Origin of the sequence: Hujiaoplasma nucleasis, from assembly GCF_013745115.1 — a bacterium.
GTDB lineage: Bacteria > Bacillota_I > Bacilli_A > Izemoplasmatales > Hujiaoplasmataceae > Hujiaoplasma > Hujiaoplasma nucleasis.
This window is the reverse complement of record NZ_CP051151.1, coordinates 343,579-366,180: the sequence shown is the minus strand read 5'-3', so window position 1 is coordinate 366,180 and position 22,602 is coordinate 343,579. Positions and strand designations below refer to the sequence as shown.

Genomic DNA, 22,602 nt, shown 5'->3' with positions numbered 1-22,602 from the left:
GATGTTTCCATCCTTCTTATTCAGCCATTTCTAGAGCGATTTTCATCATATTTGTAAAAGCAGATTGTCTTTCTTCTGGGGTTGTTGCTTCATGGGTAACCAAAGAATCAGAGACGGTTAATAAACAAGCAGCGTTTTTACCAGTAACATTGGCGTTATGGAACAAAGCAAATGATTCCATTTCAACACCAAGTAAATTTCTCTTTTGAGCTAATTCTAAAGCAACTTCTCCATTTTCTCTATAAAAAACATCTGAAGAATGAATGGTTCCAACATGTAAAGGTATGCTTAATTTTTCAGCAATTTTGCTCAATTTTTCATTAAGAACTTTAGAAGCCTCTAAAGTATCTCTTTTTTCTCCACCTTGAACAAAGGCATATGAAGATTCAGAATAAGCATCTTTTGCAAGTATGGTATCGTATAAATTCAAATCCTTAGTATATGCTCCACAAGATCCAATTCTAATAATATTTTCAACATCAAAAAATTTGAATAATTCGTAAGAATAGATACCTATAGATGGTTGCCCCATTCCAGAGCCCATCACAGAAATTCTTTTGCCATTATAATAGCCAGTAAAGCCATACATGTTCCGTACATCATTAAACTTTTCTACATTTTCTAAAAAAGTTTCAGCTATATATTGTGCCCTTAAAGGATCCCCAGGCATTAAAACAGTTTTTGCAATTTGATTCTTATCAGCTTTTATATGTGGTGTTGACATTATTATTTTCCTCCCTTTTTAGCAATATTCATATTCTCAATTGCTTTCTTATGATTAACTATAGAAAAACGGTAATACTGACCTGAAAACGTTGAATCAATAGTCATCGATTGATGATTCTTATCAATAGTCTGACGATCCATAACAAACCTATCACCATATTTAACAGGTATAGATATTTGACCTTGTTTATCGTTTTTTCTTTGCCTAAAGGCTTCAAGATATAATTGACCATCATCAATGATTAATGCAGCTCTTTTTAGAAAATAACCTTGATAGGTTTTTTCTAGTAAAGGTATATATAAAGACATATTTTCGTGATTAGATCTAGCATGTTGGTAATATTTAACCATTTGTTTATTTGAAATCTTTGTGATTGAGACATCTCTTAATAAACTATAGAGTAAAGAAATACCAAAAGTAATTAATGCCATCTCCCATGACAACATGTTAAAAATAGATAAGACTATCATTAAAATACCAGCGGAAATAATCGTATAGAAAAAAATCCTTATTAAATTAATGGTTCCTGTTAATTTTTTAGTTAGAAAAAAGATTTCTTCTTGTATTTTATTCATTAGTAATCGGAACCCTGTAAGCCTTTCATGATTTGAACACCGCTTGAAGCACCAATTCTAGTCGCTCCTGCAGCAACCATAGCATCTAAATCTTCCTTAGAACGAACGCCTCCAGCTGCCTTAACTTCTTTTCCGTTGACATGGTCTTTCATGATTTTTACTGCTTCAGGTGTTGCTCCACCTGTACCAAAACCTGTAGAAGTCTTTATAAATTCAGCTTGTGTTCTCCCAACAACTTCACTTACTTTCTTAATTTCTTCATTATCTAAATAACAAATCTCAACAATGACCTTAACAAGTTTATCACCTGCAGCACGACAAACTTCATTAATTTCATTTTCAATATAGTCATAATCTTTTTCTTTTAATTTACCAATATTAATAACCATATCAATTTCATCAGCGCCATTCTTAACTGCATTTAAAGTTTCAAAGATTTTCGTTTCAATTGTGTTAGCTCCTAAAGGAAAGCCAATAACTGTACACACTAAAACATCAGAATCACTTAATTGCTCATGAGCATAAGCCACATGAACAGGATTAATGCAAACTGATTTGAAATGGTATTCTTTTGCTTCTTCAATTAAATTTTTAATTTCATTCTTTGTACCAAACGCTTTTAAATATGTGTGGTCAATATATTTGTTTACTTCCATTTTAATTCCTCCTAAATAGTTAATTAAATTATACAATTATATAATGTAAGTGTCAATTTAACAAGGCAATATGCCGAAGAAAATCTTCGGCATAGTCTTATAATGATTCTACAACACTTTCACAACGCGGACAAATACCATCTTTATTGACTTGATCAACAACTTGCCAACAACGATCACATGTATGACCTTCAGCTGGTAATACGTCCATAGATATATCTTTACCTTTATGCTTTCCAAATCCAGTATGACGAATGTCTAGTTTAGATACAATAAAAGCTTGAGCAAGATTAATATTAAGTTTTTCAAGTAATGTCTTAGTTCTAGATTTAGGATAAAGAACCAAATGTGCATTTAAACTCTTACCAATAATCTTTTCATTTCTAGCATTTTCTAAAGCCTTTAAAACGTCTTCTCTTAAATAAGTGAAATCTTCCATTAATTCTATATGTTCAAAATCTAGTTCTTCTACCTTAGGCATATCTAATAAGTAAGCATCTTCTAAATGTTCAATATTTGGAATATACTCATACACTTCTGAACAAGTATGAGGAATAATTGGCGTTAGTAAACGGACCATCGTATCCAAGACTTTAAAAATAACAGTTTGAATATTTCTTCTCTCAATAGAATCAGCTTTTTCAATGTAAAGAACATCCTTAGCTGGATCCAAATAGAATGAAGATAAGAAAGTCACGTAATTAGTAATTTTTCTATATACCAAGTCAAACCTATAAGTATCATAGGCATCCTTAACTTCTTTAATTAATTCATTATTTCGATAAAGAACATATTGATCTACATCATTTAATTCTTTAAAGTCTCTACGATCTTTTAAGTCATTATAATCAAATAAATTTCCTAATAAGAATTTCATGGTGTTTCTTATCTTTCGATAAGATTCTGATACTTGTTTGATTAAATCATTTGATAGTCTAACATCAGCTTGATAATCAACACTAGACACCCATAATCTCAAGATATCAGATCCTAAAGTATCAGCGATTTTATTAGGATCAACAACATTGCCCATAGATTTAGACATCTTCTTTCCTTCACCATCTAAGACAAAACCATGAGAAACTAAAGTTTTGTAAGGTGCTTTCCCAGTTGTCGCCACCCCAGTAATCAATGAAGAATTAAACCAACCTCGATATTGATCAGATCCTTCAATATAAATATCAGCAGGGTATCCATAACCCCTATCTAACATACCACCATGATGAGACGACCCAGAATCAAACCAAACATCCATAATGTCTGTTTCTTTTCTAAATATGTTGTTTGGAGAATCAGGATGTGTGTATCCTGGAGGTAATAAGTCTTTGACTTCTTTTGTATACCAGGCATTTGAGCCTTCTTTTTCAACGATATCAGCAAAGTGATCAATAACCTTAGGATCTAAAATTGCTGTACCTTTTTCAGTATAGAAAGCAGGAATTGGTACCCCCCAGGTTCTTTGTCTTGATATGCACCAAGATCCCCTATCTTTAATCATATTTGATAATCTAACATTACCCCAACTAGGATACCATTCAATAGTTTGAATTTCTTTAAGAATTTCATCTTTAATAATTTCTATAGAAGCAAACCACTGTGGCGTAGCCCTGAAAATAACAGGTTGTTTTGTACGCCAATCATGAGGATATGAATGGGTAATATCAAATTTACCTAGTAATGATTTTTCTTCAAACAAAGCTTTAATAATCTCTTCATTAGCATCTTCAACATACATACCTGCAAATCTCTTGCCAGCTTCTTTAGTCATTAATCCTTGTTCATCAACTGGACAATAGACTTCTAAGTCATATTTTTGGCCAACAATAAAGTCTTCTTCACCATGACCTGGAGCAGTATGGACTAAACCAGTCCCATCTTCAGTGGTTACATGATCACCTAAAATAACTGGTGAGATACGATCATATAAAGGATGTTTATATGTCATATGCTCTAATTCCCAACCGAAAATATTTTGTACTTTGGTGACTTGACGCCAGTCCAATATATCTTGTAAAGCTTCTAATCTTTCACGGGCAACTAAATAATGTTTGCCATCAGTCTTAATTAAAGTATATTCAATTTCAGGCCCGACAGCTATGGCTAAATTAGCAGGAATGGTCCAAGGAGTTGTTGTCCAAACTACAAAATGAGTATGTTTAGGAAGCTTATCTTTAGTATCTTTAGCTTCCATTGAAACATAGATTGAAGGTGATACAACATCCTTATATTCAATTTCAGCTTCAGCTAAGGCTGTTTCACTAGATGGTGACCAGTATACTGGTTTCAAACCCTTATATATAAGTCCTTTTTTAACCATTTGATTAAAGACCCTATATTGAGCAGCCTCATAATCTTTATCTAAAGTAACATATGGTTTTTCCCATTCACCTAGGACACCTAATCTTTTAAATTGTTGTCTTTGAATATCTATTTGCTCTAAAGCATAATCCTTACATAAATTTCTAAAATCTGCAAGATTCATTTTTTTACGATTGACTTTTTTATTTTTGGTTAAAGCATTCTCGATAGGTAAACCATGAGTATCCCAACCTGGTAAATAAGGCGCTTTAAAACCATTCATGTTTTTATAACGAACAATGAAATCCTTTAAAATTTTATTTAAAGCATGTCCTGCATGAATTGATCCATTTGCATAGGGAGGTCCATCATGCAAAAAGAATTGTGGATAATCTTTATTTTTATTTAAAACAAGATTATATAAATCTTTCTTCTCCCATTCACTTTGAATAACAGGTTCTTTTTTACCTAAATTCCCTCTCATAGGGAAGTCCGTTTTTGGTATTAATAACGAATCCTTAAAATCTTTTTTTTCCATTTTTTCTCCTCCTAATAAAACAAAAAAAACATCCTTAAACAAAGGACGTTTTCACGCGGTACCACCTTAATTCTAGTTTACACTAGCACTCAAATCCATTAACGCTGGTCACGTGATTAACTACTAAATTCATTAATCATACTCATAGGTGATAAAAGGTCTTAATGCTTGATTTCACCAACCACAAGCTCTCTAAAGGCAAAACCTTCCTTGTCCTAATCATCGTATATATCTACTAAATTATAACAAATTTTAAGATATTTGCAAGTAAAAGATTAACCTGTCAATGCCTGCGCAATAAATCTTAATAAAAATTGAAATAAAATTAAACCAAACATAGGAGTAAAATCTATTTGTCCTAGTATTAACCAACCTCTAAACATCCCCAAATAAGGATGAACAATTCTAGTAAGCATTTCATAAAATTTTGAATTAACCAATGGTGTCCAAGATAAAATAATATAAGCCAACATTAAATAAAAATAGATTGTCAATAAATAGTAAGCAATAACTAAAAAATCATACATTAGATTTCTTCTCTATAGTTATCAATAAACTTCTTCAATGTTGGACCTAATATATCGCTCTTTTGAGCCATAAGATAGATTTTATCTTTAATTTTTACTACTTCACCATCACAAGCATACAAAACCCCTGATAAGAAGATTAAAACCTCATTAGCTTCTGAAATCAAAGTGTTATCAAAATTTAGGACAATTGGTTCTCTATGCATAATCAACTCTGCATACTGATAGATTTGTTTACTATCATTAACCTTTAAAAAGGTAATATCATCAAATTCAACATCTGTTGGTATAATTTTCTTCTTCTTACTAAATAAACCCATTATTAATCCTCCTCATACAATAAAGAACCTATTCGCAAATAGTCCGCACCCATATCAATAGCGATTAAATAATCATTAGACATCCCCATAGATAAGGCAATTGTTTCATTAAACTGTTCCTTAATTTGTGCTTTTAATTGGACCAATTGATCAAACTGACGTCTAATCAATACTTCATCCGATGTGTGTGTTGCCATACCCATGAGTCCTATGACATTAATTTTATCATATTCTTTCATTTTTTGGAAAAAATCAAGGACATTTTTAAAATCTAATCCGTATTTATTTTCTTCACCTGAAATATTCACCTCGATAAAACAATTCAATGACTCTAAACGATGCTTATTGATTTCGTCAGCTAAAGACAAACGATCTAATGAATGTAAATAATCAATTTGATTAATGACTTTCTTTACTTTTTTTGATTGTAAATGACCGATGAAGTGCCAATGAATATGCTTATCTTGGTGTCTCAAATATTTCTCTAAAAAAACATTAACCCTGTTTTCTCCAAAATCATTAACGCCAGCATCTAATAAGGCTAATATTTCATCATCACCAACGTATTTAGTTACTGCAATTAACTTTTGGTCCCTCATCTGTGAAAGTAGCAAATTTAGTTTATTTAAATTCAACATCTTAGGACCCCTTCCTTCTATTTCTAATCATAAAAGACACGATAGAAGCAAAAATAATAGCATAGACTCCAAGTATAATTTCTATCAAAGGATTATCTATAACATAGGTTATTAATATCAGTACAAGAATTAAATTGATTAATGATAAAAGCAGTGCAAACACTTTGTTTTTAATCAAGTTGACTCACCTTTTTTCTCAATTCATTTAAACCTTCTTGTGTTTGATTTGCAAACTTTAAAGGTGTAATAGATATGTAACCATGATTTACAGCATGTAAATCAGTTCCTTCTGTAAACACTTCATTTAAAAAATATCTTTTTGTTACATAATGATCGTCTTCAGCCACATAATAATGTCTAGTATCTCTAAAACCTAAATCTGTTAACTGAATACCCTTAGATTTTTTAAACTTTTTAGAAACAAAATTAACATTTAATAGATAATCTTTAGATAATAAATTATGTTTAAAAATAAAATCTAAAACAGATTCTATATCTTTTTTTGCTTGTTCTAAATGATCATAGTCTGCAGATAAAGCAATGGCTGGAATTTTAAACTTTAAAGATTCCATACAAGCTCCCACAGTTCCTGAGTATACAGTATCTGCACCAAGGTTAAAGCCTGAGTTTACTCCTGATATCACCACATCAGGACGAATATTCAATCCATGAAAGGCTAGTGAAACACTATCTGCTGGTGTTCCTTCTACAGAGAATATTTTTTCTTCATGTTGATGGACTTTCACTTTTGTCCAAAAAACTCTTGATACTGAAGCCCCAGACATATGATGGTGAGGAGCTACCAAATAAACATCACCATATTTTTGAAGCAAATGATATAAATATTGAATACCTTCTGCATTATAGCCATCATCGTTGGTTAATACTATTTTCATTAAAGTCTAATCCTATTCTTTAACTTCTTATTTTCTTTATAAAGCAATAAGACTCTACCAATTTTATAGACAACCATAATCTGATGATCCTCTAATTTCTTAATGATGGCATCTATAGAATCTGGACAGTTTTTTAACACTGAAATTCTACCTATTTCATGTTTTTCTAAATTAGTTAACACATTTTGAACAACTTGGTCACTAATACCAGCTTGACCAATTTGAAACATGATATCTTTTTCATTTGCTAAACGTCTTAAAGCAGCTTTTTGTTTTCCTTTTAGTTCCATTGTTTCCTCCTATTTAAAGCATGGGCAATAGAATACTCATGCCAATTGTGTAATAAATACTTAAGGTGATGATATCTGATACAGTTGTGATAAATGGCCCACTAGCCACAGCTGGATCAATCTTTAAACGATACATAAGCATAGGGATAATACCACCTAATGATGTTGAAATCAATAAAGCAATAAAAATTGCACCTGAAGTCACTAAACCATAAAGATAATCCATTTGTTCTAGACTCTGATTTTGTGTGTATGCAGTAAATAATATCATACCAAAGACGATGATTCCAATAATAAGTCCTTGTATAATACCTGTTTTAAATTCCCTAAATATCATTCTTCTTAAAATATCGTTGTTTGTATCTTCATTTTTTGATAAATACCTAATGGTAACAGCCAAACTTTGAGTCCCAGTATTACCAGCCATATCAAGAATTAAAGGTAAAAACACAGCCATTCTTGCGGCTAATATAATACCAGATCCACTTGTAGATAATCTCGCATCAAAGAATGATAAAATCATAGAAGTTACCATAGATAATATCAATAATATGCTTAGCCAAGGCAATCTTGATTTCACAGACTTAATAACAGATATAGTGTCTAAATCAGGGTCATAATCTGATAAACCAGCAAATCGAGTATAATCTTCTTCTTCAGCTTCAGCTATAATATCCAATAAATCATCATGAGTCACAACCCCTAACAAATGATTATCTTCATCAATGATAGGGATAGATGATTCTCTAGTTTCTTGCATGATTTTGGCGACGTATTCAACATCATCATCAAGATAAACCTTAGGAAATCTTGTTTCCATAACTTCCTCAAGACTATCATTGGCCCTAGCTGAAATTAAATCTTTTAATTTTATATAACCAACCAATTCATCCTTATCAGCTATATATACAATTGAGATATAGTCTGTGTCATGTGCAAATTCAGTTACATACTTCATGGCTTGTTTAATTGACAAGGTAACATCAATCAATAAAAAACTTTCATTCAAATATGACCCAATTTCATCAGGATCATATGATAACATTTCAAGCATTTTTTTACGTCTAGAAACTTCAGTATGATTGATGATTTCAATACCCTTTTTACCTAAATCACGAATGAAGTCAACAGCTAGATCTAAATCCATAGCCCCAAAAATCATGGCCAATTGTTGACTAGTAAAAAAATCTATAATATCTTTTAATTCATTAATATTTAAATACTCAAAAATATCAGCTAAAAATTCCTCGGATACAGATTTAATTAATTGTAATAAAATATCATCTTCTAATTCTATAAAAGCTCTAGATATGTCATAAGGATGATATTCATTTAATAAATCGATAATGTTGGGATAATCAATATTGTTTTCAATAATAGATAAAATTTCTATTTTATAATCAACAATTTTTGCTTCCATCATGCCCTCCTCAACTTAATCCTGATATTAATGCGGTTGCTAAACCAAAATAAATTAATAATGATAATATATCATTAATAGTGGTAATAAATGGGCCTGAAGCGGTCGCTGGGTCAATCTTTATTGAATTCATAAGTAAAGGCACCAATGAACCAGCCAAAGTGGCTACAATCAAAGCTAGTTGAATTGATAAGGCTATAACTAAAGCGAAATTTAAACCTTGATCCATGGGAATTCCCCGAATTAGGTTAAATAAGATTACCATGATAAATAAACCAATACCCACAATAAGGCCATTGATTATCCCTGTCAATAATTCCTTAAGTAAATGTCTTAAAACCATCCCTTTTTGTTTTAATTGATTGGTTGCGAAAAGTCTAATAATAACTCCCAAACCTTGGGTTGATGAATTTCCTGCCATGTTTAAAATCAAAGGCATAAAAATAGCTAAAGTTGTCAAAGTTTGTAATTCTTTTTCATATTCGGTGATGATTGATGAAGTAATTAAGTTAACAAATAATAAAATCATTAACCAAGGTAGTCTCTTCTTAATGGATGAAAAAACTTTTTCATCTTCTTCGATTTCTACATCCGTTAAACCAGCCAAAGAAGCATAATCTTGAGATGATTCTTCACTCATCGCCTCAAGAGTATCATCGAAAGAGATAATACCGATCAACAAACGCTCACTATTAACGACTGGTAATAATTGAAAGTCATAGTTTTTCATTATTTCAATAGCCTCTTCAATTGAAGTGGTCGGATACAATACTATTAAGTTTTCTAACATGATATCTTTAATCAAAGTATTCTTTTCGTGTCCTTGATTAATCAACTCTTTTAATGATAATGTCCCCATTAAGTGCTTATATTCATCAACAATGTAAATATTATGAATATATTCAACATCGGGAGCTTGATCAACAACCGATTTTATGGCTTTTTTTACAGTCATGTTGGCTTCCAAGCTAACAAAATTATTGTTCATGATAGAACCCACCATATCATCATCAAAATGCAATAATGATTTAATAATTTTTCTTTTTTCTGTAGAAATCATAGAAAGATATAGGACTTGTTTATCAATATCTTCAATAGATTGAATAATATCGACTAAATCATCTGTTTCAATCAACTCAAAGATATTGATAATTTTCGTAACACTCATTTTTTCAAGTAAGGTAAAGGCATTTTCAGGAGATAATTCTTCAAAAACCTCTGTTAAAGAAATCATTGATAAGGATTCATAGACTTTGTTTAATAGGTCATCATTTAAATCGATGATGACTTTAGCAATTTCATAATGATGGTAGTCTTCAAGTAAGTCTCTGATTTGGTTGAAATCATGGTTATCTTCTAATATTTTAGTAATTTCTTGAGATAATTTGTCTTTAATTTCATCCATTTTAGCCCCTCCTTTATCTATTCAATTTTAACATTAAACGCCCTTAAATACAATTTAAATAAGTAAAAAGATGTAAGTCATGAATGGCTTACATCTTTAAAAATTTATCTAAAAAACATTTATTTATTTCATTTAATCCTTAAATGAGTTTTTCAACCAATTTGGTACATTGATTTCATCTTCAACATCATCATCTTTACTTAAGGTTTTCTCGATTTCCTTTTTAGACTTTTTATGTTTCTTATGCTTTTTCTTAGAAACTATAGCTCTATCTTCTTGAACTTCTTCGACCTTATTTTCTCTTTTATCAATTTTATTATCTTTATTAAATATAGGATCATCGTTAAAACCAGTAGCTATGACAGTCACGACAAGTTCATCACCTAAATCAGAATTAATAGCCGTACCATAAATGACATTAATATCTGTCGTTGAACTCTTATGAATTTCTTCAATGACTTCATCTATCTCATATAAAGATGCATGGAAATTTGATGTAATATTAACGATGGCATCTGTCGCTCCATTAATTGATGTCTCTAAAAGCGGTGATCTAATAGCTTCTCTAGCTGCTTCAATGGCACGATTAGGCCCTTCAGCCACACCAATACCCATTAATGCAGTACCTTTATCTTTCATGACAGTTTTAACGTCAGCAAAGTCAACATTTACAACACCAGGTATAGCTATAATTTCTGTAATACCTTGAACACCTTGTCTTAAGACTTTATCAGCTTCTCTAAAGGCATCTAAATATGAAGTATTTCTATCAACAACATAGAATAATTTGTCATTAGGAATCACAATCAAAGTATCAACATAAGGTTTTAAGGCTTCTAAACCTTCTAAGGCAACAGACATCCGTCTTTTCCCTTCAAAACCAAATGGTTTAGTCACGATACCTATAGTTAAACATCCCATTTCTCTTGCTAATCTAGCAACGATTGGTGCTGCCCCAGTTCCAGTACCACCACCCATACCAGCAGTAATAAAGACCATATCGGTTTCAGCTAATAACTCACGAATTTCATCTTCAGATTCTTCTGCAGCTTGTCGACCAACATCAGGATTTGCGCCAGCGCCTAATCCACGAGTTAAATTCTTACCTAACTGCAATCTAACGTCAGCTTTAGATAACTTCAATACTTGAGCATCTGTATTCATTGCCACAAATTCGACACCTAAGACTTCATTTTCTATCATTCGATTAACGGCAGAACCGCCACCACCACCAACGCCAATAACTTTAATTTTAGGTTTTTGATTAAACTTATCATCCATATTAAACATGGCTACCTCCAAAAAATCTCAATTACATATTATCACAATTTAATAAGTAAATAAACAAGTTATTCAATAAAATCATTTCTTTTTATAATATTTTTCAAAAAACTCATTTTTAAAAGAAAGCAATCTATCTTCTTGAATAGCTTGTCTTACTTCTTTCATTAAATTCTTTAAGAAATATAAGTTATGATAAGTCACCAATCTCTGTCCTAAAAACTCTTTTGACTTAAATAAGTGACGAATATAGCTTTTAGTATAAGTTGTACAAACTTTACACTTACAATTTTCATCTAAAGGAGATAAATCTCTTTCATAAGTTTTATTTTTTATGACAACTTTTCCAACACTAGTCATGGCTGTGCCGTGTCTAGCTATTCTTGTAGGAAGAACGCAATCAAACATATCTATACCATTGATGACGCCGATGATTAAATCATCTGGAGAACCAACACCCATTAAATATCGAGGTTTATCTTTAGGCATATGATCTTTTAAAAACTCTAAAACTTCATACATTTCTTCTTTAGTTTCTCCAACAGATAAACCACCTATTGAATATCCAGGAAAGTCAATTTTCTTTAACTCATCGATAGAATATTTTCTTAAATCCTTAAAAGGACCCCCTTGAACAATACCAAATAGAGCTTGACTTTCAGGGTTCTTATGGGCATTTTTACCTCTTTGTGCCCATCTTAACGTTCTATCTAAAGATTCCTTATGGTACTTATAATCTGCATGAAAAGGTGGACACTCATCAAAAGACATGATAATATCAGCACCTAAATTATTTTGTACTTCTATACTTTTTTCAGGTGACATTTTTAAAATAGATCCGTTTAAATGATGTCTAAAAGTGACTCCTTCTTCATCAATTTTGCGCATTTCAGATAAAGAAAAAACTTGATAGCCTCCAGAATCAGTTAAAAGAGCATGATCCCATGCCATAAAACCTCTAATACCACCATGTTCCTTAACTATATCATCACCAGGTTGTAACCATAAATGATAAGTATTTCCCAAAATTAAACCATCACTAACTTCTTCGATTTCACTTGGTTCAAGAGTCTTAACTGTTGCTTGAGTACCAACAGGCATAAAAATAGGTGTTTCAAAACGGCCGTGAGGCGTATGCAAAACACCATATCTAGCGCCGGTTGACTTATCTTCATGAATCAACTCGTATTTAATCGCCATTATAAAATAATCCCGTATTGAACTCCACTAACACCAGCTGCATTACCTTCGTCAGTATCAATATGCATGGCTGAAGAAAAGTCATTTCTAACTCTAATAACCACATCACCCAAAATGGTTGAGCGTTGGTCAGTATCTATTTTTACAGAGACAACTTCTTTATCTTTTAAACCGTAATTCATCGCATCTTCAGGAGTAATGTGAATATGTCTTTTTGCAACAATAACACCTTCCTTTAATTCAACTTGCCCCTTAGGTCCAACTATAGTACAACCTGCAGAATCTTTAATATCACCTGATTCTCTAATTGGAGCATCAATCCCAATAGATCTTGCATCCGTTAATGAGATTTCAACTTGAGATTCTTTTCTTGTTGGTCCTAAAATTGACACATTAGCCAATTCTCTTTTTGGACCAATAACCTTAATTTTCTCGTTAGCAGCAAACTGACCTGGTTGAGATAATTCTTTCTTTACAGTTAACTCATAACCTTGACCAAACAATATATCTAAATGTTCTTTAGACAAATGACAATGTCTAGCAGACACTTCAACTAAAATCTTTTTTTCCATAATATATCCTCCATTCATTCAAATATATTGTACTAAATTTTATGGTTTTAAGCAAACAATTCTTGCTATTTTAATAAGTTTTGTTATAATTAAATATCGTATAACGCAGTTCGAAACCATCCTGCGAAAAAAAACTAGGAGGATATTATGCCAAACGAAATTATTTGGATATTTTTTGCATTAACTAACTTTGGGTTTTTCTTATTAAGTTATAAATTTTTTGGAAGATTAGGAATCTTCCTATGGATCGTCTTATCTACCATTTTAGCTAACATTCAAGTTCTTACTGTTGTTGATCTATTTGGAGTTGAAGCGAGTCTTGGTAACATCTTATATGGAACTATCTTTTTAGCCACTGATGTACTCAATGAAATATACAGTAAAAGGGAAGCAAAAAAAGCTGTATTCATTGGCTTTTCAGTTATGTTTGTAACCGTGATTATCATGCAAATTGCGATTCAATTTAAAGCAAATGAAAATGATTGGGCCATGCCATACTTAAAAGAAATTTTTGGTTTTCTTCCCATAGTATTCATTGCAAGTATGTTAGCTTTTATTGTCTCTCAACTTGTAGATGTATATATCTTTTCAAAAATTAAAGATAAACTTCCAGATAACAAGTACCTATGGATAAGAAACAACGGATCAACAATCTTATCCCAATTTCTTGATACTGTGATATTTGTACCAATCGCTTTTTATTATAAAGACTTTAATAGTATTTTAATTCTTATTTTCACCACTTACTTTATCAAGTTAATTGTCGCAATTTTAGATACACCAGTCATATATTTGGCTAAAAAGATTAAACCTATTGAAAACTAAAACCACCCAAAGGTGGTTTTTTTAATTGCTTATAAACATTGAATCTCCAAAAGAGAAAAATCGATACTTATGTTGAATAGCTTGTTCATAAGCATTCATAATAATTTCTTTACTAGCAAAGGCAGATACCAACATTAATAAAGTTGATTTAGGCAAATGAAAATTAGTGATTAAAGCATCTACGGCTTTGTATTCAAAACCAGGATAAATAAAAATTTCAGTATACCCTATATCTTCTTTAAAAGAATTATATTTATGGAATACAGTTTCTAAAGTTCTCACTGAAGTCGTACCAACAGCTACAATTCTTCTAGACTCACTTTTAGCTTTATTTAAAACTTGAGCCGTTTTATTAGAAATCTGATAATATTCCCTATGCATCTTATGTTTTAGAACATCTTCGACATTTACAGGTCTAAAGGTTCCTAAACCAACATGCAAGGTAAGGTATTCAATTTGAACTCCTTTATTTTTAATTTTTTCAAGTAAGTCTTTGGTGAAATGTAAGCCAGCAGTTGGTGCAGCAGCTGAGCCAACAACTTTTGAATATACAGTTTGATATCTTTCCTTATCATTTAACTTTTCGTGTATATATGGTGGCAATGGCATCTCGCCCAATTGACCTAGTATGACTTCTAAATCACCATCGTAAATTAATTTAAAATGACGAATACCCTCATCAAGAACTTCAATACATTCAAGTCTTAGTTCTCCATTTCCAAACTGAATTTTCGTTCCAAGTTTAACTCTTCTAGCAGGCTTAACTAAAGCTTCCCACATATGTTCCCCATATTGATTTAATAATAAGACTTCAATATGAGCTTGTGTAGATGTTTTTATTCCATGAAGTCTTGCTGGTAAGACTCTAGTATCATTCAAAACTAAAACATCATCTTCTTTCAAATAATCGATGATGTTTGAAAAATGATCATGAATCAATGATTTATCATGACGATTAACCAGCAAAAGTCTTGATTCACTGCGCTTTTCTAAGGGTGTTTGTGCAATTAATTCTTCAGGTAAATGATAATCAAAATCTGATGTTTTCATTAAAATAAAGCTCCTTGATATGATTTTTTTAGATGTTTATAGGCCTTCTCAGTCACAACCCGACCTCTTGGAGTACGACTTATAAAACCTTGCTGAATTAAATAAGGTTCATAAACATCTTCTAAAGTTGTAGGATCTTCAGAAATAGATGTTGCAATCGTATCCAAACCCACAGGACCACCATGATATTTTTCAATAATTCCAATCAAGTACTCTCTGTCCTTATTATCTAAGCCCATATCATCTATTCTAAGCTTATCTAAAGCCTTTTTTGTAATATCTAAACTTATATAACCATCACCTAAAATATCAGCAAAATCTCTAACCCTTCTAAATAAACGATTGACTATCCGAGGAGTACCGCGGCTTCTTTTAGCAAGTTCAATAACAGCCAAATCTTCTGTATCACACTGATAAATGCCTGCCGTTCTTTTACATATAGTTTCTAAATCTTTATCAGAATAAAACTCAAGTTTATGTATAATACCAAACCTATCTCTTAGTGGACCTGTTAAATCACCGAATCTAGTCGTTGCACCAATCAGTGTAAATGGCGATAAATCTACCCTTATTGATTTAGCACCAGCATCTTTTCCAACAACAATATCAATGACATAATCTTCCATAGAAGAATATAAAATTTCTTCAACTATCTTAGGTAAACGATGAATCTCATCAATAAATAAAACATCACCAGCTTCCAAAGAGGTTAAAATAGCAGCTAAATCTCCTGTTCTTTCAACGGTAGGTCCACTCACAAATTTCATATTTACATCTAATTCATTAGCAATAACTTGAGCCAAAGTCGTTTTACCTAACCCTGGAGGGCCATATAAAAGAACATGATCCAAAGATTCATGTCTTTTTTTTGCCGCTTTAACTGCTATTTCAATCATTTCTTTAACATCTTTTTGCCCTATATACTCATTAAAATATTGGGGTCTAAGTGTTCCTTCTACTTCTTCATCAATCAGTAGGTCACTTGTAATTATTCTCTTGTCCATATACACCTCAATACTATTATAACAATTTAAGACAAAAATTACATCCCAAATTCACCTAAATTATTGATAAATAACTATGATTATATTATAATGAACCTATAAAGATATATAAGGAGAGTCAAATGGCAAGTAAAGGCGATATCTTAATAAAATATAAAAAAGCATATCCCGAATTTGAATCTCAATCACTTAACCGTTTACAAGATCTTAAACGGTCTTTTCTTAATGAAAAAACAAATTATGACAATAACATCAAAGCATTGGAAAATCAACTCCTACAAAATCAAAACGATTACTTAGATCAAATGGATAAAGAATTCACTGATTTTACTCAGAATCAAACTATTATAGAAGCAAAGTTTAAAGAAATTAGATATGAATTTAACCAAGACATCCATGATCAAATGACTCAACTAGACAATAAAGTAAATGAAGAAAATAAGCTATTTGAAAATATTATTGAACAATTCGAAAGTCGCAAACAAGATGCACTAGATATCTATTTAAATCTTACCAAAAAGAATAACTTATCAATTGATGAAGATATGAAAGTACATCATATTTTTATAGAAAAAGAACAGAAAAAACTTCTTTCTTTTAAAAATTCCTATGATGAATTATCAGCCCAAGTTAGCAACAAAATGATATGGACTATAGAAAAATCAAAAAATGCTATTACTCAATTAAAAAATGATTTATCTAAAATTGATAAAGATGACTTAATTTCTTTAAACCAAAAAATACTTCAATCATTGACAAGTTTAAGAGGTACTAGAAATGATATTAATGCAGCATTCAAACAAAGTTCACAAAAACTAAATGCCTATAAAGAAGACATTTATAGTATTAGTGATATTAAACAAAAACCATACAGTGAAATTAATCAAAAACTTATTCAAAAATTAATCAAACAAATAAGAATAGCCAATAATAATAAAATAAAATATCAAAGAATTATTAAAGAAGACCTTTTAAAATCTCAAAATAAACTATATCCTTTTATTTTGAAAGCTTATGAAGAACATCGTTCTGATGATCTTGAAAAATACATCTTACAAGTTGAAACTCTTGAAAACAAAGCCAATTACCTTATTGATAAAATTGAAAAAATAACAAATTACAATATATCTACTTATCAAAGTCGTATTAAAGAAATTAAAGTTGAAGCATTTACAAGAAATGAAGAAATTAAGTTTTCATATGCTGTTCCTATTAAGTATATTGAAAATGCCATCAATATTTACTCAAACTATAATTTCTATTTTAATCAAGGTTTTAATGACTTAGATAAATTATTATCTGAACTTATCGGATTCTCTCAAGAATTTAATGAGATTAGAGATGACGAAGTCTTGAAAATTAAGAAAGACTTGGCTGATTACCAAAGTAACTTTGTTGGTTTAATAAAAAAGACAACTGATAAATTATCACAACTTTTATACCATATTGATGAAATAGCCAATGAAATCATCACTTTAGAATCAAAAAACCGTTTAGAGATTGCTGAGATAAAAAAAGAAATCCTTAATGTTGACATTAAGGGTGATTACATTAAGTTTTTAGAAACCCTTAACACAGATTATAAGCTTGCACAAAAACAAATGAAGACTAGATTAAAATCAATTAACATTCATAAATTATATGTTGATAAAACACATGAAATATATCAATCAGCCATCCGCTTAGAAGAAGACAAAGCCAGTTTAGATATGCAGAAAGACTTTAATCATGCAATCAATAACCTAGAAACAAGAGTTCATAGGGATTTTTATGAATTTTATCAATCAAAATTAGATCTTTTTTACTCGAGTCAAACCAATATGTTAGAAGCTTTCATGAAAATAATGAAAGAAAGAATTACGCAGTCTTTAAAAGCTAGAAATTATTACCTAGTTAAAGGCTTTTTTGATTATGAAAGCATCAATATGTCTAAAATAAAAAGGAAAGAACAATTCTTAAACAATCTCATTCAAAAAACGAATAGAAATATTGAGCTAAACTCTAATGAAAGCAAAGAATTTATAGATTACTTATCTGAAAAAGCTAAGACTTATTCAAGCCTTACCTACTTTGAAAAAAATAGACTTACATTGCACCAACAACTAGATAACAATTATTCTAAAAAAACTTCACTCATGAGTCAAAATTTAATTGATTCATATCAAGAAAAACATGAAAAAATATTAAATTTTAAATCACAAATAATGAAATTAGATTTACTTAAAAAAAAGCAATTACTAGACCTACACAATAACCAAGTGCAAATCAATGATATGCTGATTAAACAAGCTGATTTTAAGGATGTTTTAATTACACTTACAAACATCTATTATGATGTTTTAAAATATGCATATGATCATCATGCTTCTTCTTTAATTGATAGAATTAATAATTATTATGACGACCAACTCTATGTTTTTACTGAAAACTCTATTGCTACTATTGATAGATTAACCTACATGAAAAACAAAGATAAAGCCTTTCAAAATCTCAGTGATTACATCATATACGTCATTGATACCCTTAATTCTTCTCTTACCTTCTTTACACAAGTGGTTGAAAATATACATGGTCAAATGAAAGATTATTTCATTGAAAAAATAGCTATGGTTAAAGTTCATTCAGATGAACAAAAAGAAATTATTGATCGTGAATTTGATCATTTAGAAGAAAAAACTTTAAATTTACAAGACAAAATAAAAAAACAACAAGAACTGTTGTCTCATATGTCAGAAGACTTAAATCATTGGCTAAGTAAAAACCTTAATGATCAGCAAGAACAATTTAAAAAATACGCTAATGATAAAGAGGCTTCGATTGAGGCACTCAAAACTTACGTTTTAAAAGCAGTTAAAGAAAATGATAAGTCCCTAAAACAACTTATTAAGAAAATTAATCAAGAAGTTTTATATCAGTATCAATTAATGATGGATGACTACGAACAAGAAAAAGTATTTATTAATAAAAGCAAACATAAAATTATTTTTGATGCTGAAGTTGAAAATCAATACATAGATTATATTACTGAACAAGAGATTGAAAATATTAATACTACCAAAGCACAATTAGTTTCACAAGCAAATATTATTCCAGCTGAAAGACAAACAAGACTTCTTAACCTAAAACTTAATTACCAGAATGTCTTCCAGGATTATCAAGATTCTTTAAATATCAAACTTAGCAAGGTAGAACGTGATAAATTTGTAAAAGTACCTTTACTTGAAGAAAAAATTAAAGATGTTGAAGAAAAACTCTTTGAAGACTTTAGAAAACTTTATTTAAAACATCAAACACTTGAAAAAGAATATTTAAATGAATACATTCAAACCAATGATTTGTTTATATCATTACATAGAGATTATAAAAATGATTCAATTAAATCAACACTTGGTTATGATAAAGAATTAGATCAACCATTAAAAGATTTAATTTGCGTTGAAGAATCAATTATTGATAAAACCAATATAATTCACCAAGAAGTCATCCAAAGAACGAAATCTAAAATGGATGACATCAAAGAAAGTAATCGAACATCTCAAAACAAGCAAGATAGAATTATTAATTCATAGGAGGAATATTTTGTCTCAAAAGATCGATAAAGATATTTATAACGCCAAGCAATATCAAGACAAATTTGATAAATCATCAAAAGATGAATTATCATTTTTCGACGATCTTCATAAGAATATAGAACATAAAATCAATAGCAATCGACAAATTACCATTAATAATTTAAAGGATATTAGTGAATCATTAACTGATATTCGTAAACGAGCACAAGAATTGACAGAATCTATCATTAATCATGATGAACATATGATTGTAGAAAAACAAAAGATTATCTCTGATGGCCTAAGGAAAATTCACAATAACCATTACGAAGTCTTTCAATTTGAAATAGATGATTTAGAAGAAAGAGTTTTTTCTATAGAATACTTACATAATCAATTGGTTGAATCTAATATGGAGTATTTCACTTCCTATAAACACTTTTTGTCAGGTACTATTGAAAATGTTCAAAGTAACCATGATTACTTAAGGCAAAAGAGTGAAACTATTAATTATACAATAGAGAAACATTTTACTGAAATTATTGAAGAATTTTCAGCTTTAGACCAAAAGATTGCTTCAATTGATGAAGATATCAAAAAATTAATTACAACGAAAACATTTAAAGAGGAAATTTTAGATGAGTTTTTTGATATTGAAATTAAAAACTTAACTGAAAGTCAAATTAATTTTTCTATCAATGAAGACCCTTATTCTGAAAATATTAAACAACTTACTGAAGAAAAACAAAAGCAATTCACTCGATATCAAAGTTTCCTACATAAACAAGAAAAAAGATTAATAGATAATTACACTTCTGAAGTTGAAGAGGCATATAATCACTATTATCATATTAAATACAAAAAAACAAACGATCAAAGCCAAGCAGAAAAATTTGGTAAAAGAAAAGTAAAAACTCTAATTAAAGATAAGAAATCCATTATTAAAGATTTTAAAATAAACAATGAATTATCAATTATGGAGATGAAAAAAAGTTTAGATTTATATATGAACTTCTATAAAACAGATCCATTTTTAGCTCAATTATTTTATGATAATGGTAGTCGTATTGTTACTAAGGAAGTTGATTTTACTAGATTATATAAAATGAATAAAGCCTTAAAATACCATATATATTTTACTTATAAACTAGCTCAGCTTAATCATGAAATAAAAATGAATGAACACCAGTTTGTACATTTTATAGAAAATAAATTCGTCACTCAAATCATTGATATTATCAATATAGTTAAAGATATCAAGACTTTTTTACTAGATAATCAATCAAGCATTGACGCTACTCAAATAGCCTTAAAAAGAGATAAAAAGTATATTCTTTTCCTAAATGATCTCATGAACGCTCATATAGATTATCAAATGAAAAAAGAGAACTTATCAAGAACATTCTTATCTGAATTTACACAATTAATTAATCATGATGTCCATGATTTAGTCTCTATGGACATTAATCTCTTAAATAGCACTTCTGATATTCTCTTAGCCTTAAAAGAAAGTGAAATCGACACCATACATTTTAAACATATGTACCAAAATGAAAAAAGAATGCTTTTAATTCAGCAAAATAGAATACTCTCTGAAACCCAAATTAATCATGATTTAATTGCTTCTACTTATCTTAATCAAATGCGATTCGCTAAGGAGCAAATTAAACTAGCTGAAGAGGATTTAAAATTAAGACTTACTGCCCTCATGCATAATGTGGATAGCGAGAGAATTCATTACTATGAAATGATTAATCATGAAGTTAATTTAAAAGAGGAAGCTTCAATGTCTGAGTTTTCTAAGTATCAAAAACAAGTTTATGACATCGTATCTGAAATTGAAAAAACAGATGATAAAGGATTAAAAAAACTTTTAGAAGACACATTAATAGAAGTCAAAAAAGAATATAGAGCTCATGTTGATGAAATTCTTAGAAAATATCGAAATAATGAAAAAATCATGCTTTATCAAAAACGATTAGATGAACTAGATATGTATCTAGAAGACGCTTATTATTCTGCCAGCAAACTCTATGATGCTACCATTGAAGAAATGGATGAAATCTATCGATATGCTGAAATCAAGTATAATGAATTTGTCGATAATGTTGATGAAGATGCTTATCCTTTAGATGATTTATTATATGAATCACTTCAAGAAAGCAAAAATCGTCTTAATGAAAAGATGCTCTATGCTGAAATTACTCTAGATGAAAAAGTTAAAGATAAAATTGAAGCTTACAAAGACTTATATTTTAAGTCTCAGCTTAAGTTTGATTCAAAGAATATCCTTAAATTACTAGATACTTACCAAGACGATGTACAAGGACTTGAAGATGAATATCACAATACTTTAGATAAGATTAATCAAGATTATGTCTATGTTACTGAATCTTATAATCATACGATTAGAGGTATTCAATCTCGTTATCAGTTATTAATCGATGAAACCATCAAAGAAAAGAACGCTTTTATTAAAGAAAAAACATCTGAAATTAATCAAAGAGACCTTCACTTTAGTGAATTTATAGATAAGGCAAATAAAAAGCATCAATTTGATTTAGTCATGTTAATAGAAGATTATTTAGATAATCTTGATCATAATAATGAATTAAACCAAGAATTAGACAATGATTACAAGAGCTTAATTAAGTCCTTTGATGAATACATTAGCTACTCAAAAAAATCTAAGAATATTCGTAAGTTAATTAAACAAACTTTAAAAAATCATGAAAAAGAAAAGAAAGCTTCCATAAAAGCACTTAAAGCAAGTACTAAGAAAATTAGTCTAATATAAATTAAAAGGCAAAATTTATTATAAATTTTGCC

General features: G+C 29.9%; 20 protein-coding genes, 1 riboswitch and 1 other annotated feature. Of the genes, 3 read left to right on the top strand and 17 right to left on the bottom strand.

Annotated features, from left to right (window positions below; translation table 11 throughout):
- Nucleotides 1–16: 16 nt before the first annotated feature.
- The 15 genes from deoD to pduL form a co-directional block, all read right to left on the bottom strand.
- A complete protein-coding gene (gene deoD / locus HF295_RS01670; RefSeq protein WP_312032114.1) occupies nucleotides 17–724 on the bottom strand; it encodes a purine-nucleoside phosphorylase in 708 nt (235 codons plus the stop codon).
- A gap of 2 nt (nucleotides 725–726) precedes the next feature.
- On the bottom strand, nucleotides 727–1,302 hold the full coding sequence (locus HF295_RS01665) for a hypothetical protein (protein WP_312032113.1): 576 nt from the start codon (nucleotides 1,300–1,302) through the stop codon (nucleotides 727–729).
- Nucleotides 1,302–1,958 (bottom strand): deoxyribose-phosphate aldolase, encoded by a 657-nt coding sequence (gene deoC / locus HF295_RS01660; protein ID WP_312032112.1) that lies wholly within the window; start codon nucleotides 1,956–1,958, stop codon nucleotides 1,302–1,304. The genes HF295_RS01665 and deoC overlap by 1 nt, the downstream gene beginning before the upstream one ends.
- Before the next feature lie 97 nt (nucleotides 1,959–2,055).
- Entirely contained in the window at nucleotides 2,056–4,794 is a 2,739-nt protein-coding gene (gene ileS / locus HF295_RS01655) for an isoleucine--tRNA ligase (protein ID WP_312032111.1), read from the bottom strand.
- A 38-nt stretch (nucleotides 4,795–4,832) separates the two neighbouring features.
- Nucleotides 4,833–5,026 (bottom strand) — a binding site (T-box leader).
- A 43-nt stretch (nucleotides 5,027–5,069) separates the two neighbouring features.
- The gene (locus HF295_RS01650) at nucleotides 5,070–5,321 is read right to left on the bottom strand and encodes a YggT family protein (RefSeq protein WP_312032110.1); all 252 of its coding nucleotides are present in this window, start codon (nucleotides 5,319–5,321) and stop codon (nucleotides 5,070–5,072) included.
- On the bottom strand, nucleotides 5,321–5,641 hold the full coding sequence (gene sepF, locus HF295_RS01645) for a cell division protein SepF (protein ID WP_312032109.1): 321 nt from the start codon (nucleotides 5,639–5,641) through the stop codon (nucleotides 5,321–5,323). The genes HF295_RS01650 and sepF overlap by 1 nt, the downstream gene beginning before the upstream one ends.
- Before the next feature lie 2 nt (nucleotides 5,642–5,643).
- Nucleotides 5,644–6,279: a YggS family pyridoxal phosphate-dependent enzyme gene (locus HF295_RS01640; protein WP_312032108.1), complete on the bottom strand. Its 636-nt coding sequence runs from the start codon at nucleotides 6,277–6,279 to the stop codon at nucleotides 5,644–5,646.
- A gap of 1 nt (nucleotide 6,280) precedes the next feature.
- Nucleotides 6,281–6,457, bottom strand: coding sequence for a hypothetical protein (locus HF295_RS01635; RefSeq protein ID WP_312032107.1), 177 nt, complete (start codon nucleotides 6,455–6,457; stop codon nucleotides 6,281–6,283).
- Nucleotides 6,450–7,175, bottom strand: a complete 726-nt coding sequence (surE, locus tag HF295_RS01630) for a 5'/3'-nucleotidase SurE (protein WP_312032106.1) — start codon at nucleotides 7,173–7,175, stop codon at nucleotides 6,450–6,452. Before surE ends, HF295_RS01635 begins: the two co-directional genes overlap by 8 nt.
- Nucleotides 7,175–7,465, bottom strand: coding sequence for a YhbY family RNA-binding protein (locus HF295_RS01625; protein WP_312032105.1), 291 nt, complete (start codon nucleotides 7,463–7,465; stop codon nucleotides 7,175–7,177). Before HF295_RS01625 ends, surE begins: the two co-directional genes overlap by 1 nt.
- Before the next feature lie 13 nt (nucleotides 7,466–7,478).
- Nucleotides 7,479–8,885 carry a magnesium transporter gene (gene mgtE / locus HF295_RS01620; protein WP_312032104.1) on the bottom strand — a complete coding sequence of 469 codons (1,407 nt, stop codon included), beginning with the start codon at nucleotides 8,883–8,885 and terminating at the stop codon, nucleotides 7,479–7,481.
- 10 nt (nucleotides 8,886–8,895) lie between these two features.
- A complete protein-coding gene (gene mgtE, locus HF295_RS01615; protein WP_312032103.1) occupies nucleotides 8,896–10,290 on the bottom strand; it encodes a magnesium transporter in 1,395 nt (464 codons plus the stop codon).
- 132 nt (nucleotides 10,291–10,422) lie between these two features.
- Nucleotides 10,423–11,580, bottom strand: coding sequence for a cell division protein FtsZ (ftsZ, locus tag HF295_RS01610; protein ID WP_312032102.1), 1,158 nt, complete (start codon nucleotides 11,578–11,580; stop codon nucleotides 10,423–10,425).
- A 72-nt stretch (nucleotides 11,581–11,652) separates the two neighbouring features.
- Entirely contained in the window at nucleotides 11,653–12,774 is a 1,122-nt protein-coding gene (tgt, locus tag HF295_RS01605; protein ID WP_376739677.1) for a tRNA guanosine(34) transglycosylase Tgt, read from the bottom strand.
- Nucleotides 12,771–13,343, bottom strand: coding sequence for a phosphate propanoyltransferase (gene pduL, locus HF295_RS01600; RefSeq protein ID WP_312032100.1), 573 nt, complete (start codon nucleotides 13,341–13,343; stop codon nucleotides 12,771–12,773). The genes tgt and pduL overlap by 4 nt, the downstream gene beginning before the upstream one ends.
- A gap of 99 nt (nucleotides 13,344–13,442) precedes the next feature.
- Nucleotides 13,443–13,487: riboswitch (PreQ1 riboswitch) on the top strand.
- A 3-nt stretch (nucleotides 13,488–13,490) separates the two neighbouring features.
- On the opposite strand from pduL, the gene HF295_RS01595 reads away from it, so the two are divergent.
- The gene (locus HF295_RS01595) at nucleotides 13,491–14,168 is read left to right on the top strand and encodes a queuosine precursor transporter (protein ID WP_312032099.1); all 678 of its coding nucleotides are present in this window, start codon (nucleotides 13,491–13,493) and stop codon (nucleotides 14,166–14,168) included.
- A gap of 21 nt (nucleotides 14,169–14,189) precedes the next feature.
- Here the strand turns inward: HF295_RS01595 and queA are convergent, their stop codons facing one another.
- Nucleotides 14,190–15,218, bottom strand: coding sequence for a tRNA preQ1(34) S-adenosylmethionine ribosyltransferase-isomerase QueA (gene queA / locus HF295_RS01590; RefSeq protein ID WP_312032098.1), 1,029 nt, complete (start codon nucleotides 15,216–15,218; stop codon nucleotides 14,190–14,192).
- Complete coding sequence (gene ruvB / locus HF295_RS01585; protein WP_312032097.1) at nucleotides 15,218–16,222, bottom strand: Holliday junction branch migration DNA helicase RuvB; 1,005 nt, start codon at nucleotides 16,220–16,222, stop codon at nucleotides 15,218–15,220. Before ruvB ends, queA begins: the two co-directional genes overlap by 1 nt.
- A 122-nt stretch (nucleotides 16,223–16,344) precedes the next feature.
- Here ruvB and HF295_RS01580 point away from each other — a divergent pair, with 122 nt between their 5' ends.
- Both HF295_RS01580 and HF295_RS01575 read left to right on the top strand, forming a co-directional pair.
- Nucleotides 16,345–19,791: a V-type ATP synthase subunit I domain-containing protein gene (locus tag HF295_RS01580; protein WP_312032096.1), complete on the top strand. Its 3,447-nt coding sequence runs from the start codon at nucleotides 16,345–16,347 to the stop codon at nucleotides 19,789–19,791.
- 10 nt (nucleotides 19,792–19,801) lie between these two features.
- On the top strand, nucleotides 19,802–22,570 hold the full coding sequence (locus HF295_RS01575) for a galactokinase (RefSeq protein WP_312032095.1): 2,769 nt from the start codon (nucleotides 19,802–19,804) through the stop codon (nucleotides 22,568–22,570).
- Nucleotides 22,571–22,602: the final 32 nt, after the last annotated feature.

Coding starts and splice junctions, on each gene's coding strand:
- HF295_RS01625 (WP_312032105.1), bottom strand. CDS start 7,465: ATGGAACTAAAAGGAAAACAAAAAGCTGCTTTAAGACGTTTAGCAAAT.
- mgtE (WP_312032104.1), bottom strand. CDS start 8,885: ATGGAAGCAAAAATTGTTGATTATAAAATAGAAATTTTATCTATTATT.
- mgtE (WP_312032103.1), bottom strand. CDS start 10,290: ATGGATGAAATTAAAGACAAATTATCTCAAGAAATTACTAAAATATTA.
- surE (WP_312032106.1), bottom strand. CDS start 7,175: ATGAAAATAGTATTAACCAACGATGATGGCTATAATGCAGAAGGTATT.
- deoC (WP_312032112.1), bottom strand. CDS start 1,958: ATGGAAGTAAACAAATATATTGACCACACATATTTAAAAGCGTTTGGT.
- queA (WP_312032098.1), bottom strand. CDS start 15,218: ATGAAAACATCAGATTTTGATTATCATTTACCTGAAGAATTAATTGCA.
- HF295_RS01640 (WP_312032108.1), bottom strand. CDS start 6,279: ATGTTGAATTTAAATAAACTAAATTTGCTACTTTCACAGATGAGGGAC.
- ruvB (WP_312032097.1), bottom strand. CDS start 16,222: ATGGACAAGAGAATAATTACAAGTGACCTACTGATTGATGAAGAAGTA.
- HF295_RS01665 (WP_312032113.1), bottom strand. CDS start 1,302: ATGAATAAAATACAAGAAGAAATCTTTTTTCTAACTAAAAAATTAACA.
- pduL (WP_312032100.1), bottom strand. CDS start 13,343: ATGGAAAAAAAGATTTTAGTTGAAGTGTCTGCTAGACATTGTCATTTG.
- HF295_RS01580 (WP_312032096.1), top strand. CDS start 16,345: ATGGCAAGTAAAGGCGATATCTTAATAAAATATAAAAAAGCATATCCC.
- HF295_RS01650 (WP_312032110.1), bottom strand. CDS start 5,321: ATGTATGATTTTTTAGTTATTGCTTACTATTTATTGACAATCTATTTT.
- HF295_RS01595 (WP_312032099.1), top strand. CDS start 13,491: ATGCCAAACGAAATTATTTGGATATTTTTTGCATTAACTAACTTTGGG.
- ileS (WP_312032111.1), bottom strand. CDS start 4,794: ATGGAAAAAAAAGATTTTAAGGATTCGTTATTAATACCAAAAACGGAC.
- deoD (WP_312032114.1), bottom strand. CDS start 724: ATGTCAACACCACATATAAAAGCTGATAAGAATCAAATTGCAAAAACT.
- ftsZ (WP_312032102.1), bottom strand. CDS start 11,580: ATGTTTAATATGGATGATAAGTTTAATCAAAAACCTAAAATTAAAGTT.
- sepF (WP_312032109.1), bottom strand. CDS start 5,641: ATGGGTTTATTTAGTAAGAAGAAGAAAATTATACCAACAGATGTTGAA.